The organism is Abiotrophia sp. HMSC24B09, assembly GCF_001815865.1.
In the GTDB taxonomy this organism is placed as follows: Bacteria; Bacillota; Bacilli; order Lactobacillales; family Aerococcaceae; genus Abiotrophia.
In genome coordinates this window covers 74,732-89,296 of record NZ_KV822213.1, presented here as the reverse complement: position 1 = coordinate 89,296, position 14,565 = coordinate 74,732, and the positions used below count along the sequence as shown (strand labels likewise).

19 protein-coding genes and 1 tRNA gene are annotated in these 14,565 nt (G+C 46.5%); all 20 read right to left on the bottom strand.

The window, feature by feature from the left end; genetic code table 11:
- Positions 1-121: 121 nt before the first annotated feature.
- The 20 genes from HMPREF3093_RS08555 to HMPREF3093_RS08465 all read right to left on the bottom strand — a co-directional run bounded on the left by HMPREF3093_RS08555 (position 122) and on the right by HMPREF3093_RS08465 (position 14,551).
- Positions 122-511, bottom strand: a complete 390-nt coding sequence (locus HMPREF3093_RS08555; protein ID WP_180363300.1) for a GtrA family protein — start codon at positions 509-511, stop codon at positions 122-124.
- The gene (locus HMPREF3093_RS08550; protein WP_070756558.1) at positions 511-1,584 is read right to left on the bottom strand and encodes an ABC transporter substrate-binding protein; all 1,074 of its coding nucleotides are present in this window, start codon (positions 1,582-1,584) and stop codon (positions 511-513) included. The genes HMPREF3093_RS08555 and HMPREF3093_RS08550 overlap by 1 nt, the downstream gene beginning before the upstream one ends.
- Positions 1,577-2,404, bottom strand: a complete 828-nt coding sequence (locus HMPREF3093_RS08545; protein WP_070756557.1) for an ABC transporter permease — start codon at positions 2,402-2,404, stop codon at positions 1,577-1,579. Before HMPREF3093_RS08545 ends, HMPREF3093_RS08550 begins: the two co-directional genes overlap by 8 nt.
- On the bottom strand, positions 2,397-3,215 hold the full coding sequence (locus HMPREF3093_RS08540) for an ABC transporter permease (protein ID WP_023391131.1): 819 nt from the start codon (positions 3,213-3,215) through the stop codon (positions 2,397-2,399). The genes HMPREF3093_RS08545 and HMPREF3093_RS08540 overlap by 8 nt, the downstream gene beginning before the upstream one ends.
- Positions 3,216-3,225: 10 nt before the next feature.
- Entirely contained in the window at positions 3,226-4,317 is a 1,092-nt protein-coding gene (locus HMPREF3093_RS08535) for an ABC transporter ATP-binding protein (RefSeq protein WP_070756556.1), read from the bottom strand.
- Positions 4,318-4,513: 196 nt separating this feature from the next.
- A tRNA-Lys gene (locus HMPREF3093_RS08530) sits at positions 4,514-4,586 on the bottom strand.
- Between the two features lie 164 nt (positions 4,587-4,750).
- On the bottom strand, positions 4,751-5,347 hold the full coding sequence (gene clpP, locus HMPREF3093_RS08525) for an ATP-dependent Clp endopeptidase proteolytic subunit ClpP (RefSeq protein WP_023391133.1): 597 nt from the start codon (positions 5,345-5,347) through the stop codon (positions 4,751-4,753).
- Between the two features lie 168 nt (positions 5,348-5,515).
- Positions 5,516-5,695 (bottom strand): 50S ribosomal protein L32, encoded by a 180-nt coding sequence (gene rpmF / locus HMPREF3093_RS09630; protein WP_083316332.1) that lies wholly within the window; start codon positions 5,693-5,695, stop codon positions 5,516-5,518.
- Between the two features lie 38 nt (positions 5,696-5,733).
- Complete coding sequence (locus HMPREF3093_RS08520) at positions 5,734-6,285, bottom strand: YceD family protein (RefSeq protein ID WP_070756555.1); 552 nt, start codon at positions 6,283-6,285, stop codon at positions 5,734-5,736.
- 99 nt (positions 6,286-6,384) lie between these two features.
- Entirely contained in the window at positions 6,385-7,548 is a 1,164-nt protein-coding gene (locus HMPREF3093_RS08515) for a nucleotidyltransferase family protein (protein WP_070756554.1), read from the bottom strand.
- Positions 7,549-7,572: 24 nt separating this feature from the next.
- On the bottom strand, positions 7,573-8,313 hold the full coding sequence (locus tag HMPREF3093_RS08510) for a class I SAM-dependent DNA methyltransferase (protein ID WP_070756553.1): 741 nt from the start codon (positions 8,311-8,313) through the stop codon (positions 7,573-7,575).
- Complete coding sequence (gene rsfS / locus HMPREF3093_RS08505) at positions 8,310-8,675, bottom strand: ribosome silencing factor (RefSeq protein WP_070756552.1); 366 nt, start codon at positions 8,673-8,675, stop codon at positions 8,310-8,312. Before rsfS ends, HMPREF3093_RS08510 begins: the two co-directional genes overlap by 4 nt.
- 9 nt (positions 8,676-8,684) lie before the next feature.
- Complete coding sequence (gene yqeK / locus HMPREF3093_RS08500) at positions 8,685-9,263, bottom strand: bis(5'-nucleosyl)-tetraphosphatase (symmetrical) YqeK (RefSeq protein WP_070756551.1); 579 nt, start codon at positions 9,261-9,263, stop codon at positions 8,685-8,687.
- Between the two features lie 12 nt (positions 9,264-9,275).
- Positions 9,276-9,932: a nicotinate-nucleotide adenylyltransferase gene (gene nadD / locus HMPREF3093_RS08495; protein WP_070756550.1), complete on the bottom strand. Its 657-nt coding sequence runs from the start codon at positions 9,930-9,932 to the stop codon at positions 9,276-9,278.
- A gap of 53 nt (positions 9,933-9,985) precedes the next feature.
- The gene (gene yhbY, locus HMPREF3093_RS08490) at positions 9,986-10,303 is read right to left on the bottom strand and encodes a ribosome assembly RNA-binding protein YhbY (protein ID WP_070756549.1); all 318 of its coding nucleotides are present in this window, start codon (positions 10,301-10,303) and stop codon (positions 9,986-9,988) included.
- Positions 10,304-10,325: 22 nt separating this feature from the next.
- Positions 10,326-11,438, bottom strand: a complete 1,113-nt coding sequence (yqeH, locus tag HMPREF3093_RS08485; protein ID WP_070756548.1) for a ribosome biogenesis GTPase YqeH — start codon at positions 11,436-11,438, stop codon at positions 10,326-10,328.
- Entirely contained in the window at positions 11,431-11,955 is a 525-nt protein-coding gene (locus tag HMPREF3093_RS08480; protein WP_070756547.1) for a YqeG family HAD IIIA-type phosphatase, read from the bottom strand. Before HMPREF3093_RS08480 ends, yqeH begins: the two co-directional genes overlap by 8 nt.
- Positions 11,956-12,117: 162 nt before the next feature.
- Positions 12,118-12,345, bottom strand: coding sequence for a YkuJ family protein (locus tag HMPREF3093_RS08475; RefSeq protein ID WP_023391144.1), 228 nt, complete (start codon positions 12,343-12,345; stop codon positions 12,118-12,120).
- A gap of 126 nt (positions 12,346-12,471) precedes the next feature.
- The gene (locus tag HMPREF3093_RS08470) at positions 12,472-13,341 is read right to left on the bottom strand and encodes an NAD(P)-dependent oxidoreductase (protein ID WP_070756546.1); all 870 of its coding nucleotides are present in this window, start codon (positions 13,339-13,341) and stop codon (positions 12,472-12,474) included.
- Positions 13,342-13,345: 4 nt separating this feature from the next.
- Positions 13,346-14,551 (bottom strand): glycosyltransferase family 4 protein, encoded by a 1,206-nt coding sequence (locus HMPREF3093_RS08465; protein ID WP_070756545.1) that lies wholly within the window; start codon positions 14,549-14,551, stop codon positions 13,346-13,348.
- Positions 14,552-14,565: the final 14 nt, after the last annotated feature.

Below are 14,565 nucleotides of genomic sequence, written 5' to 3'. Positions count from 1 at the left end.
ATATATAGATCTACAAAAAGGACTTTTATTATCATCTAGCGCAAATACTAACTTAGTATGCTTAATCCCTAGCCTTTCCCCCACAAAAAAAGCTGACATCCTGAGATGTCAGCTTGATACTTTATTTTTCTAGCAAGAGTTTGCGAGTCAGGAAGTTGAAGACCATGACAATAGCTGTCACCGCCACCTTAGCTGGCATGACCGGCCAATGCATGGCATCGACTGCCACCCACATGAGTCCAGCTGTAAGAGCTAAACCCAGTAAGCTTAAGATTAGAAAGAGCAAAAACTCTTGATGTTTTTGTTCCGGGCTAAACTTGCTTTCGAAGGTGAAACGCATGCTTGCCCAGTAATTGAAGATGGTAGCTAGGACAAAGGCGATGAGGACTGCTAACTGATAATGCCAGCCCAGGATACCATTGAGACCATAGACGATAGCAAAGTCAATGAGTGTCGAGAGGCCACCGACCACCAAAAAGCTCAAAATTTGAGTCGATAATCTGGTTTTCACTATTTAGCCTCAATCTTGACCTCTAAGAAATGGTCATTGTATTCAACAAGTTTGGCTTGCCCCAAGCCCTTATATACTTCTAAGCGAGCAATGAGCTCATCGTCAGGGTAGAAAGCCGTGTCTTGCGTTACATCTTCAGGTAACTGCTCCATCGCAGTCTTGTTGGGAGTTGCGTAACCAATATACTCGGCATTACGTGCTGCCACATCGGGGCGCAAGAGGAAGTTAATCAAGGCATAGGCACCTTCTACATTGCGCGCTGTTTTAGGAATAACAATATTATCAAACCAGATGTTGGAACCTTCCTTAGGTACTGTATAAGCTAACTTAGGATTACGTTCCAAGGCAGTCTTGGCTTCCCCCGAAAAGGTAATACCGACGCCCGCTTCACCTTGAGATAGGTACATCTTAATCTCATCCGACACCATAGCCCGGATGTTTGGCATTAATTGCTTGAGCTTAACTGTCGCCAACTCAAGCGCTAGGTCATCCGTTTCATTGAGGGAGTAGCCCAAGGATTGGAGGCCAATTCCCATTACCTCACGTGCGCCATCATAAATCAGAATGTCATTACGCAATTCTGGTCGCCAGAGATCATTCCATGACTGGAAGTCTTCTTCGCTGTATTTGCTGGTGTCATACACAATTCCAAGGGTGCCCCAGAAGTAAGGAACAGAATACTTGTTATCCGGGTCGAAGTCTAGGTTCAAGAAACGTTGATCCAAGTGCTGTAGGTTGCTTAGCTTACTGTGATCCAAAGGCAAGACCATGCCGTCCTTCATCATTTCCTGAATCATGTACTCACTAGGAACCGTGATATCATAAGGAGTCCCACCTTGACGGATTTTAGCCATCATGGCCTCGTTAGAATCGAAGGTCTCATAGATGACCTTGTAGCCTGTCTCGGCCTCAAATTCCTTGAGTAGTTCTGGGTCGATATAATCGCCCCAGTTATAGAAGTTAATGACCTTGTCACCGGTATAGCCCTCTGCATGTTCCAACTGATACCGAACACCGAAGAGGACAGCACTAATAGCCAGAATCGCTAGAATCCCTTGAACAATCTTACGCACGGCGACGGCCTCCCTTCTGTGCCTTAGCCATACGATTGAGTCGGCGTTGTTCCCCTGTTTGGATGAAGTAATAACCGATTACCAAAATCAAACTCATGATAAACATCAAAGTAGAGATAGCGTTGATTTCAAGGCTAATACCGCGACGTGCACGCGAGTAGATTTCAACTGATAAGGTTGAGAAACCATTCCCTGCCAAGAAGAAGGTGACTGCAAAGTCATCCAGAGAATAGGTAAAGGCCATGAAGAAACCGGCCATAATCCCTGACGCGATGCTTGGCAAGACTACTCGAGTCAAGACTTGGAAGTAGTTAGCCCCTAAGTCCTGAGCAGCGGTCACCATGGTATCATTCATTTCATAGAGACGCGGTAGCACCATAAGGACCACAATTGGGACGTTAAAGGCAATGTGAGCCAAGAGAACACTGAAGAAACCTAATTGAATGGCCAAGAGGCTGAAGAGAATGAGGAAACTTGCCCCAATCATAACGTCAGGCGTTACCATCAGAATATTGTTAAGGTTTAGTACTAACTGACGTTTGGATTTCTGTCTCAAATAGTAAATCATGATTGCCCCTAAAGTCCCAATGGCTGTTGCCAACAAGGCTGATAAGAGGGCTAAAATGAAGGTGTTGAGAATAAAAATCATAAGACGGGTATCGCCAAAGACCTTGGTATAGTGGTTTAAAGTAAAGCCAGTAAAACTATTCATATCCCCTCCTGCATTAAAGGAGTAGAAAATCAAATAGAAAATTGGCAAGTAGAGAACGGCGAACATAAACCAGAGATATAGGTTAGAAAACTTAAAAATCTTATTCATGAGTCATAGCCCCCTTATCCTTACGGTCGCGGGTTAAGTACATGACTAGCACCATGAGCACCATGAGGACGACCCCAATGGTGGAACCCATGCCTCGGTTCTGAGTGACCATGAAGTGTTGTTCAACGGCTGTCCCCAAGGTAATGACCCGGTTCCCACCAATGAGACGAGTCAACATGAAGAGGGACAAGGACGGAATAAAGACCGCCTGAATCCCTGAACGCACGCCGGGCATAGACAGTGGGAAGACAACGCGACGAAGGGTCGCCCATTTTGAGGCCCCTAAGTCTGAAGATGCTTCCATCAAGGAATGTGGAATCTCCGTAATAGAGTTATAAATAGGCATAATCATAAATGGCAATTCGATATAACCAGCTACCAAGAGAAAGGCCGCATCGGTAAAGAGTAACTGCTTAGGTCCAATCCCCATAAAGGTCAGGAATTGGTTGACTGAGCCAGTCTGACTCAAGAGGCCGATGAAGGCATAAGCCTTAAGCAAGAGGTTAATCCAGGTTGGCAGCAAGACCAAAAGCATCCAGAGCTGACGGTGCTTTGTTTTGCTAAGCAGATAGGCCATAGGATAGCTAAGAGCTAGCGTAATTATGGTCAAGAGCCCAGCATAGATAAAGGAGTTCATAGTCATCTTGATATAGTTAATAGAAGAAAAATACTCAGCATAGTTGGCCAAGGTAAAGTTCCCATGAATATCAAAGAAGGAAGAACCCAAAACTAAGACCAAGGGTAAAATAACGAAGAGACCTAGCCAGAGATAATAAGGAATAGCATAGAGATGGTTATACTTGCGGTTCATAGGCCCCCTCCTAGTCTTCGTACTGTTCTAGGCGGGCATCGAAATCTTCTTCCGACTCATTGAAGCGCATTACGTGGATGGCATCTGGTTCAAAGAAGAGACCTACTTTGGCCCCAGCGGTCACCTTCTTAGTGGTATGAATCATCCACTCGTTGCCATCTTCGTCATAGGCGATGACTTCGTTGAAGACGCCACGGAAAAGCATGGTATCGACGGTCGCAATCAGCTTGCCCTTTTCAGGCGTGGTTACGTCGATATCTTCGGGACGGATAACAATCTCAACCATTTCACCAGCTGGAATACCAGCATCCTCACAGTCAAAGACCTTACCAACAAATTCTACGCGGTAATCTTCAATCATGCGGGCATCCACAATGTTAGATTCACCGATAAAGTCGGCAACATAGTGGTTAATTGGTTCATCGTAAATGTCTACTGGGGTCCCTGATTGGATAATTTCCCCGTTATTCATGACAAAAATCCAGTCGGACATGGCAAGCGCTTCTTCCTGGTCATGAGTGACGAAGACGAAGGTAATGCCTAGTCGACGTTGCAGTTCACGCAATTCGTACTGCATATCGGTACGTAACTTCAAGTCCAGAGCTGATAGAGGCTCATCTAGCAAGAGCACTTCTGGCTCATTTACCAAGGCACGGGCGATAGCCACACGTTGGCGCTGACCCCCAGACATTTCAGAGATTGCACGATTCTCATAACCTGAGAGTCGGACCATCTTGAGGGCTTCCGTTACCTTTTCCTTAATTGTTGCCTTATCTACCTTTTTAACAGATAGACCGAAGGCAATATTGTCGTAAACATTCATATGAGGGAAGAGGGCATAGTCTTGAAAGACTGTATTGACCTTCCGTTGATTGGCAGGCACGTCTGTGACCGGCTCACCATCCAAATAAACCTGACCACTAGTGGCCGAAGAAAAGCCTGCGATAATTCGTAAGATAGTTGTCTTACCGCAGCCAGAGGGACCTAATAAGGTATAGAACTTGCCTTTTTCAAGCTCCATATCAATCGACTTTAAGACTTGCTGGTCATCATAAGACTTAGTAACGCCTTTGAGAACCACGCTGTATTGCGTTTTATTCATTACATTGCTCCTGTTGCCCCCATAGGGGTTATTTTTTCGACAATTATTGACTCCTTTTGGGTAGTTTTTTTGCCATGAGGGGACCCCTCACTGAGTTTGATTATAGCAGTTATGGTAGGGAATTACAATGTAAAAAACTGAGACTAAACTCAGCCTGAAAAAAGAAAAAAACTCGCCTAGCAAAAGGCGAGTAAAATGGGGGTATAGGGACTCGAACCCTAGACCCAATGATTAAGAGTCATTTGCTCTACCAACTGAGCTATACCCCCGTAAAGCTTAAATAGCTTACTTCATTATCTTACACCTGTTTTCAGCAAATTTCAAGTCCTAAAGTCAAGAAAATACGAAAAAATTCTCTAGCTTTTCCCTAACCTATACGCAGCTACCTAGATACAAAATAGCGCCTGCCCTAATGGGCAAGCGCTGCTTGAAATTATTTTTTGAGATTCTTAGAATTGGTCATGATGGCATCAACCAGGCCATATTTAACCGCCTCTTCAGCTGACATGTAGTTGTCGCGATCTGTATCGCGGGCAATAACCTTAAGGGTTTGACCAGTACGTTCGGCCAAAATCTTGTTAAGCGTATCGCGAGTCTTCAAAATATGCTTTGCGGCAATTTCAATTTCGGTCGCTTGACCTTGGGCTCCACCCAAAGGTTGGTGAATCATCACTTCTGCGTTAGGTAAGGCATAGCGTTTGCCCTTTTCCCCTGCCGCTAGAAGGAAAGCCCCCATAGAAGCCGCCATCCCGATTACGATAGTTTGTACATCGGCATTGATGAAGTTCATAGTATCGAAGATAGCTAAACCGGCAGAGACACTCCCACCTGGTGAATTAATATAGAGATAAATGTCCTTGTCAGGATCTTGGGCATCCAAGAATAAGAGTTGGGCAATTACACTGTTAGCCACCGCATCATCAATAGGACCGGATAACATGACAATACGGTCTTTTAAGAGTCGTGAATAAATATCGTAGGCGCGTTCGCCACGTGACGATTGTTCAATGACTGTAGGAATTAAGTTCATTCCCTTTCCTCCTTCGGATTCGGCTCTGAGCCGATTACTACTGTCTCAGTATACCCTTTTGGTCAATAAAGGTCAAGCAGGATGCTCCTACATCAGCTCTGCTAGGCAAGCGACAAGGGCAAAAGAAAAAAGCCATCCGATTGGATGACTTCCTCAACATTACTATAATTAAGCTTCCTTGGCTACGACTTGTTTGCCGTCGTAGTAACCACAGTTTGAGCATACACGGTGACTTAAACGTAATTCACCACACTCAGGACAAGGGTTCATTCCTGGAACAACTAATTTGAAATGGGTACGACGTCTGTTTTTACGTGCTTTTGAAGTTCTTCTCTTTGGTACTGCCATGGTTTACACCTCCTGAAAAATTTGTGGAATGAATAAGATTACTCATCCGCATTGGCTTCGTTTAATAGAGCTCTTAGATTAGCAAAGCGTGGGTCCCCTGCTTCCGATGACTGACGTTCTAGACTTGCTAGATAATCCGTCTCCGTCAACACAGCCCAATCCTTGCCACTTGGTAATGCAGCCGTCTCTTCCTCTTCACCAACGACACGCATTGGGAGATTCAATAGTAAGGCATCGATGACTGCTAACTCGAGGTCGATATAATCGTGTTCGAGCACAATTGTCGTCTCCTCGTACTCATCGGCATTCGCATCATATTCCGGCATCACATAGCGTTCGTCAATCGGAACTTGTAAATGAACCGGCACAGGTTCTAAGCTGCGAGTTGATGGCAATGTCATCACTGTACTTGCGGTACAATGCAAGAATATTTCCTGTCCATGAGCAACGAAATAACCTGTTACTTGAACGGGAGTTAAATGGAGAATTGACGGTTCCATCGCTTGCACCTTGGCCGCCACATCCAATTCGACATCGAAGTGGAGTAGCTCTTCCTTGTGGTCGCGAATTTTACGTAAGGTCCATTTCATCTAATATCACCTCTAAAACGACTCTTGTATTATACTTAAATTTTAGGGTCCTGTCAATCGTTTCTGGCCCCTTTTCAGCCTAGCTTTCTAATTTTTTTGTCAAAGAAAGCTGAGAACTTGTTTAGGTTGGACTTGTGACTGAATCTGTCCTCCCGGGCGTAACTGGTAGATGGCGTCCGCAGCTAAATTCCAGCCATAATCCTTCTCATAAGCAGGTTTATATTGGCTAAAGACACTTAAATCCTCTCGCTTACGCCAGGCCCCTAGCCAAGGTCGCCCCGCTTGAGAGGCATCTAGCAATCTGAAGGCTTGGGGTGTCGTTTCCTGGTTAAAGGCAGTCACTGCCGTCTGAGGAATTTGCAAGAGAATGGCCATGGCCACTCGCTGAATGGCAGCTTGAGTCCAACGCTTGGAAATCATGGCTTGACGCCAGTCCTCCCATTTCTCCTTAATCTCAGCTTGAGACTTAAGGCGATTGGCTAAACCTTCTTTGACACCGGCTATTTGTTCTAGAGAAGCCGGCGGTTGGGTCAGTAGCTGATAGCGCAGGTAAGGCCAGTAGGCTGACCAAGGTGCATCCAGTTCAGGACTAAGTTGGCCCTGGAGGCCAGCTGCTAAATCTGCCGTTATTTCCTGGCCCTGGCGAAAGGCTTGGCGAATAGCAGACCCACTCAGAATAGGCTGGCCACCCTCAGTTTCCTGCAAGCGAGGCAGGCTCAGCACCTGACAATCAGGCGCTAGTTGAGCGAGTGTCTTAAGATATTGAAGCCCTAGCTGGTGATTGGCCTGCCAAGGCGCTAGATCCGACCAATCAGCCAGAGACTGAATAGCCACTTGATAGGCTGCTGGGTAGGCTAACCCAGTCTTGAGCGCATCTTGAATACCCTTGTCGATATGAGCCTGATGCTGAGCTTCCCAAGCTAAGAAGTCCTTAAGCTGAGCAATCTGGGCACTTTCTGTTCCAAAGACAATCCGCTCCACACCTAACTTGGCTAAGATAGCCATCCCATGTCGACCAAAGTAATCCGCTGACTGCAAACTTGCCAGGGTCGGTAATTCGATCACTAAATCAGCCCCTGCGGCTACTGCAGCTTGAGCCCGATGCCATTTGTCTATGATGGCAAACTCGCCGCGTTGGACCACATTGCCACTCATTAAAACCAGAATCTGGTCTTGGGGAAAGTGTTGCTTGACCCAGTCCAGTTGGTAGGCATGCCCCCGATGTAGGGGGTTATACTCCGCCAAAATTCCTATCAGGGCCATGGTCTAGCCTCCTTTCCTGACTCTTTACTTACTAGCGCGGAAGAACCAACGGTCAGCCGTCTGCCCTTCCTGATAATAGGCCTGGCCGAAGTCCACTAGTACTTCTACCTGGCTAAAGCCAGCTTCTCTCAGCGCTGACTGGTACCAAGCTAAGGGATAGGTTCTTTCTTCTAAGTTGACGTCTGTCCTTTGATAATGGCTCCCGACTTGTTCAAAAACCGTCAGATAGTGTTGGACACTTAATTGATCCATGTCCGACTCACTATCCCACAACAAGGCATAGCGGTCGTCACTATCAAAGTAAGAAAAACCATCAAAATTCTCAATTTGTTGCGGCGACCAAACGTCAAACAAAAGTTGCCCCCCTGGAGCCAATCGCTCATATAGCTCTTTCAAGGCTCTAGCCACTTGGTCAGGACCGGCCAAAAAACAAAGAGAGTCCGCATAACATGTGATGAGATCATAATCTTGGTCTAAGGCACTCAAGTCCAAAAGATCTGCTACCAGATAGGCAGAATTCTCACTGTTGCCTGGCTCTTCCTGGGCTACCTTAATCATGGCCGGGTCGTAGTCAAAGCCTAAGATTTGGCCACAGAAAGGGGCCAAAAGCTGAGTGAACCAGCCCGTCCCACAGGCAGCATCTAAAACCTTGCCTGGCGCTTGATCCCGACTGGTCAAAGTAAAGTCTAACCAGCGCTCATAGATTTCTAAATCATTGAAGTGGTCATAGACATGCGCTATTTGACTGAAGTTACCGGCGCTCATTGAGCACTAACCCAGGCGCTGACATCCACTAATGGCGCGTCACGCCATAATTTTTCTAAATTGTAGTGGTCGCGTTCAGTGTAATGGAAGACATGGATAATAACTTCTACTAAGTCAATCAGAACCCACTTACCACCGTCTTTACCTTCGACGTTCTTGACTTCAAGGCCTTCCTTGTGGGCTGCCTCTACGACGGAGTCTACAATGGCATCCAATTGTTTATCGTTACGGGCATGTGTGACTACAAAGTAGTCAGCGATAGGGGTTACATTGCGCACATCTAAGGCCACAATGTCTTGGGCTAAACGGTCATCGGCTGCCCGGACGGCTAATTCTAAAATTTCTAAAGCTGTTTTTGTCATAGGTTCCTCCTAAATTCCCTCTTGGCACCAGCGGTTGTAGATTTCTACCGCTCCATCAAAGAGAGTTTTTTCCTTTTCAATTAAATAAGTTAATGTGCGTTTCATTTTGTACCAGCATGCCACGTTCAAATCAGTTGCAGCAAGTTCCCGAGCTACTTCAACTCCTGGAAAATCGCGGCCTGGTTCCATGTAGTCAGCTAGATAAAGAATCTTGCCGATTAAATCAAATTGATACCAGCCCACAGTGTGGCCAGCCACCGCTTCTAGGATGCGACGGTCAGTCACACCATAGCAGTCCATAAGTATTTGAGCTGCGGCAGGACCATGTAGAATGTTGCTGCCCTCTTGACTTAAATCCACTTGCGGCCAAAAAGTCTGAGCCAGAACACGCGCCTGCTCCACGTCCAAGTCTTTGGCATAGTCATGAGCTAAAGCTGCAATGCTGACCGCTTCGACATCCGCTCCATAGCGTTCAGCCAATTCAATAGCCGTCTGCTCCACCCTCAGAACGTGCTGATAACGTTTGGGCTTGATACGTTGAGCCAAATCATCCAAGAAGGCCTGACGATTGGTATTCCAATAAGTCATGTCTGCCTCCCCCTATGCTCGACCAAAGGCCGTTTTGTAGAGCCCTTGCGCATCAATGTAAGCAGCCACCGCCTCAGGCACCTGATAGCGAATGCTTTGATCACAGAAGACCCGCAAACGAATATCGGTTGAACTGACTGGCAAGGTTGGGGCTTCTACCCAATCAACCGGCCACTCGGTCTCGGGCATAGGCGTCCCGACTGGCTTTTGCGCCACAAATTGGACTAGCTCAGCCAATTGCTCAATCTGATGCCATTTATGTAATTTCTGGGCTCGATCTGCTCCCATCAGGTAATAGAACTGAGCGTCTGGGAAGAGGCGACGGAAATAACGCATGCTATCGACTGTAAATAACTTATCCCCGTGCAAAAGTTCATAAGGCTGAATTTTGAAGAAGGGATTATCCTGAATGGCCAGTTGTACCATCTTGAGCCGATGAATGACGGGCACATCTGTCCCCTCTTGCTCGTAGTGACGCTTGGCTACCGGCATAAACCAGACTTCGTCTAATTCCAATTCCTTCCCCACCTGCTCAGCTAGTAGCAAATGGCCCAAATGTGGTGGGTTAAAGGCTCCACCCAGTATGCCAATGCGTTTAGGCCCCTGAACCTGCACTTCTTGAGCCAGGCTAGTCAAGGTCTTGCCTAGGGTTTCCGTTTGTGTCATCATGCGATCACCTCTTTGAATGATTGGCTTAAGTCAGCCCAAGCATGGGCATGGTCTTACTTGATTTTCTTAAGATTAGCAGATAATTTCTGATATTTGGCAATATGAGAAGGTCGGTAGAGCACGCCTGTGTGGCCAATAACCTGAACCACATAGGCATCAAGGGCATAGGCAATCTCTGCCGTTACTTCCCGAATTTCTTCTTCGCTATTCTGCAGTACCTTAAACTTAATTAGTTCCCGCTTTGTCAAGGCCTGATCCACCTGATCAAGGAAAGTTTGGCCTAGACCTTCTTTGCCCATCTGAAAAATTGGTTTTTCGTGATGAGCAATCTTTTTAAGATGGTTAACTTGTTTCTTGTTAAGTGATGTCACTTGCTTGTTCCTCTTGTCTTTCTTAAATAATAGCGTCTCGAACGGTCACTGCTACCCCTTTGGGTACCCAAACCGTCACACGGACAGGCCGATTCACACTGAACCACCCTAGACCTGAGATGGCCACATCTTGGTCTTGACTGAGGCTTAATTCCTTAGCCACTAGGTCAGGGAAATCAGCAGCTTCTTCTTCGCTAGGTGGGCTTAGTAAGCCACCTTTGTGTTGGGCATAGAAGGCATCTGCCTTGTCCAACTTGGTACGGTGTAGGTAGCAGTCCTTAGAGACATAATAGGTAAAGGAGGCTCGTTCCCCTTTTTCAAAATCAACTCGTCCAACACCCGCTAAGAAAATTGTCTGACCCGCATTAAGCTGGAAAGTCATAGGTTTGAAAGGCTTGCTTGGCAAAAGCTTACGCATGGCCTCCCGAGACAGATAATGGGCTAGTTGGGTTCGGTGGATAATACCTGGCGTATCAATAATAGCGTGATCAGGCGTCAAGGGAATATGAATCATATCCAAAGTCGTACCTGGATAATTGGAGGTCGTTATAATCTGCCCCTCTCCACCATAATGGGCTAGAAGCTGATTAATCAGCGTAGACTTACCCACATTGGTAACACCCACGATATAAATATTACGGTCATGGATATTGGCTTCAATCAATTCCAGCAGTTCGGTTAGGGTATGGCCCTTATGGGCGCTCCCAAGGATAATATCTTGTGGAAAGAGCCCATTGTCAGCCAAAATGCCTTTGAGCCAATGCTTAACGCGATTCTGACGAGTCACCTTAGGGAGTAAGTCGAATTTATTCCCGAAAACCACGAAAGGTTGGTTGCCAATAAAACGAGCCAGGCCATGGATTAGACTGCCTTCGACATCGAAGATATCTAAGACATTGATAATCAAGGCATCATCATGGGCAATTTCGCTGAGCTTGTCTAGGAAGACTTGGTCAGGAATTTGCAGGTCTTGTAATTCATTGTAGTGGCGCAACTTAAAGCAACGTTGGCAGTAAAATTGCCCTTTTTCTAAGCCCTTAGCTAAGGCAGACGCTGGTAAATAACCAGCCTGTTCAGAATCCTGACTCTGAATGGTCGCCCCACAGCCAATACATTGGTAGTGTTCCTCAGTCAAGTTGACCCCCCCAGTCCCCTTTGCGTTTAATGCCAACTAACTTAAGCGCAAGTCGTTCAATAGCCCGGTTGGCCCAAGTATAGAAGTTGTCGTTGCGAGCGATTGGCTTGACCAAGATGCTAGCCATTTTAGCTCGGTTAGCCCCAATAATATCGGTCATGATTTGGTCGCCAATCATAATAGTATTAGCCTGACTAGTACCCAAGGCATCCAAAGCCAGCTGAAAATTCTTACGGCGAGGTTTGAGTGCGCCGGCCTTGTAGGGAATGCCTAGTGGCTCAGCGACTTTAGCAACTCGCTCCGCCTTATTGTTGGATAAGATATAAATCTTAACACCGGCTTGCGTCATGCGGCTAATCCAGTCTGCCATTTCTTCTGTATAGTTCATGTTATTCCAAGCAATGACGGTATTATCTAGGTCAATAATAGCCGCCTCATAGCCCCGCTTGAGCAGGTCTTGGGGCTGGATATCATAGACCGAGTTAATGGTCCAACTTGGCGTTATGTAGCGTTTCATTCACACATTACTCCTTTAAAGTCTATCACTTCCATTATAGCATAAGAAAACCCGCTCGTCCTTGATTTCGTCGGCCTTAATCAAACCTTAAGCTTCTGCTTGAGGCTAGCAGCAAATTAAAAGAGGCTAGGAGCCATGGTCCTAACCTCTTTGTCTCATTTATTAACCTAACATCTCGAAAATTTCGATTGCTACTAGGTCGATGTCATCGTATTGGAAGACAGACCCAGATTGGTGGTCAGTCAGTTCAAAGGTGTCGCTTTCTTTTACATAAGCCACTTGGCATTTTTCCACGCCTTCAATCTCGAAGCGGCGTACTTCTACGTCACTTTCGGTATGGGTCATAGCTTCTAAACGTTGGATAATCCCATTTAATACTGAACTTTTCATAGTTTCACTCCATTCTTAACTCTGCTGCCCATTGCGCTACGATTTCTCGCCATGAGGCAAAGTCTGGACAACATTCCTCAAACTACAATGTTATCATATCTTACTTTCAAGCTAGACGCAAGTTTCTCACTCAGATTGCCACCATAATTTGATGAGTGCCTGAGTCCCATCCTCTTCATGACCTGCTGCACAGAGTTTATCATAGAGTTGCCAAGCCAGACTGGTAGCTGGTAAATCCAAGCCCATAGCTTCTGCTTCTGCTAAGGCTATTCCTAAGTCTTTTTTGAAATGCTTAGCGAAGAAGCCTGGTGAATAGTCTTGTCGCAAAATACGCGGAGCGTAGTTGGCCATGGACCAGTTGGATGCACTGCCTGCCCCAACAGTCTCTAAGACAGAATCAAGGCTTAAGCCCGCCGCCTTAGCATAGACCAACATCTCAGTCAGCCCCGTCATGGTCCCAGCAATCATAATCTGATTGGCCATCTTAGTGTGTTGACCAGCACCGGGACCACCTTGGCGCTTAATGGTCTTCCCCATCACTTCCAAGTAAGGTAAAACACGCTCATAGCTCGCCTTGGCTCCGCCTACCATAATGGTCAAGCGTGCCTCTCTAGCTCCCAAATCGCCACCTGATACTGGCGCATCTAAGGCTTCAATACCCAGTTCTTGGGCTTTCTCAGCAATTTTAACCGCTAGTTGAGGGGTAGAGGTCGTCATATCTACGAAACAACTACCCGGATGGGCACCGGCAAAGAGGCCCTCTGGACCAAAATAGGTGCTCTCAACATCCTGAGGATAGCCTACAATCGTAAAAACTAGGTCACAAGCCTGGGCTAGCTCTTTGGGCGTATCCGCCCATCGGGCACCCGCCTGCAACAAGGGCTCCGCCTTAGCTTTTGTCCGTGTATATAAGGCTAGCTGATAACCCGCGCCCATCAAGTGACGCGCCATCGCAGCCCCCATAACACCTAGACCAATAAATCCAACGCTTGCCATCTGCTTAACCTCCCATCAGCTGCTTGTAGCGATACTTAACGCCGGCCACAACTTTGTTTAGGCCACTACTCCGCTTACGACGTTTGTTTTGCTTAATCACTTCCTCATAGAAGTCTGCTACTTGCTGTTCAAAATGCTCGAGCGACAGCGGATAAAGCAATTGGCGGTCAATATTTGGCCGGAAACCGGCCTCCATCTTAGCCAAATAATCTAAGATGGCTCGATCAAAATCTTCAAAATCTTCGAACAAGGCGCCAAAATTCTCGTTAGTCATAATTCCAGCCAAGTAATCATTGCGCTTGGCTATAATCGGTAGACGGTTGGCAAAAGCCTCCAAATAGGTCAAACCTTGTGACTCTGACATGCTGGCATTGATATAGAGGTCCGCCATTTGGTAATAAGCAGAGACTTGGCTGTGTTCTACCTCACCAACAAAGATAGGCTTAATACCTAAATCCTTTGCCTGTTGCTCCAAGACCGGGCGTTCTGGTCCCTCACCAACAATGACTAATTTTGCTTGCGGCAACTTATCTAGGACTCTTGGGTAGACTTCCAAGACTGCCGCGATATTTTTTTCCTTGGACAAACGAGAGAGAGATAGAAGTACGATATCATCTTGACTCAAACCTAGCTTCTGGCGCAAGCTATCACGGCCTTCCGGATTGTAATCTGGAATCTCAACCCCCGTCGGAATGACCCGGATAGGCGCCTTAATGCCATAAGACGTCAGGGTGTCCTTGGTCATAAGGCTAGGGGCAATCACCCCATTCCCTTGGTCACAGAAAACCTTGGATAAGACCTTAACTGTGCCAGGGCGGATCAACTTGCCGTTGAGAATGTAGTGAGTATAGTTTTCATACATGGTATGGTAGGTATGAATAGTCGGAATTTTGAGTCGGCTTGCCACATAACGGCCCGCTAAACCCAGGCTGAATTCCGTATGGGTATGGACCAAGTCCAATTGATAATTACGGGCAATCTTAAGGCAGCGCTCGAAACCTGAATAGGCCACCCGCCGATCCTCAAAACTTACAAAAGGCACGCTAGGCAGACGCACAACGCCTGGTTCTGGCCTCGCATTGGGATCAGTTGTAGTGAAGATAATGACTTCATGTCCTTGGCGAACCAACTCATCCCTTAGGAGTTTGACTGAAGTCGATACCCCACTCACTTGCGGAAAATAGGTATCCGTAAAAAAGCCAATATTCATTCGATGTTTCACCT

Coding starts and splice junctions, on each gene's coding strand:
- HMPREF3093_RS08470 (WP_070756546.1), bottom strand. CDS start 13,341: ATGGCAAGCGTTGGATTTATTGGTCTAGGTGTTATGGGGGCTGCGATG.
- yqeK (WP_070756551.1), bottom strand. CDS start 9,263: ATGACTTATTGGAATACCAATCGTCAGGCCTTCTTGGATGATTTGGCT.
- HMPREF3093_RS08510 (WP_070756553.1), bottom strand. CDS start 8,313: ATGAGCGCCGGTAACTTCAGTCAAATAGCGCATGTCTATGACCACTTC.
- HMPREF3093_RS08465 (WP_070756545.1), bottom strand. CDS start 14,551: ATGAATATTGGCTTTTTTACGGATACCTATTTTCCGCAAGTGAGTGGG.
- rpmF (WP_083316332.1), bottom strand. CDS start 5,695: ATGGCAGTACCAAAGAGAAGAACTTCAAAAGCACGTAAAAACAGACGT.
- HMPREF3093_RS08545 (WP_070756557.1), bottom strand. CDS start 2,404: ATGAATAAGATTTTTAAGTTTTCTAACCTATATCTCTGGTTTATGTTC.
- HMPREF3093_RS08480 (WP_070756547.1), bottom strand. CDS start 11,955: ATGAAACGCTACATAACGCCAAGTTGGACCATTAACTCGGTCTATGAT.
- HMPREF3093_RS08475 (WP_023391144.1), bottom strand. CDS start 12,345: ATGAAAAGTTCAGTATTAAATGGGATTATCCAACGTTTAGAAGCTATG.
- nadD (WP_070756550.1), bottom strand. CDS start 9,932: ATGATGACACAAACGGAAACCCTAGGCAAGACCTTGACTAGCCTGGCT.
- HMPREF3093_RS08535 (WP_070756556.1), bottom strand. CDS start 4,317: ATGAATAAAACGCAATACAGCGTGGTTCTCAAAGGCGTTACTAAGTCT.
- HMPREF3093_RS08515 (WP_070756554.1), bottom strand. CDS start 7,548: ATGGCCCTGATAGGAATTTTGGCGGAGTATAACCCCCTACATCGGGGG.
- clpP (WP_023391133.1), bottom strand. CDS start 5,347: ATGAACTTAATTCCTACAGTCATTGAACAATCGTCACGTGGCGAACGC.
- rsfS (WP_070756552.1), bottom strand. CDS start 8,675: ATGACAAAAACAGCTTTAGAAATTTTAGAATTAGCCGTCCGGGCAGCC.
- HMPREF3093_RS08520 (WP_070756555.1), bottom strand. CDS start 6,285: ATGAAATGGACCTTACGTAAAATTCGCGACCACAAGGAAGAGCTACTC.
- HMPREF3093_RS08540 (WP_023391131.1), bottom strand. CDS start 3,215: ATGAACCGCAAGTATAACCATCTCTATGCTATTCCTTATTATCTCTGG.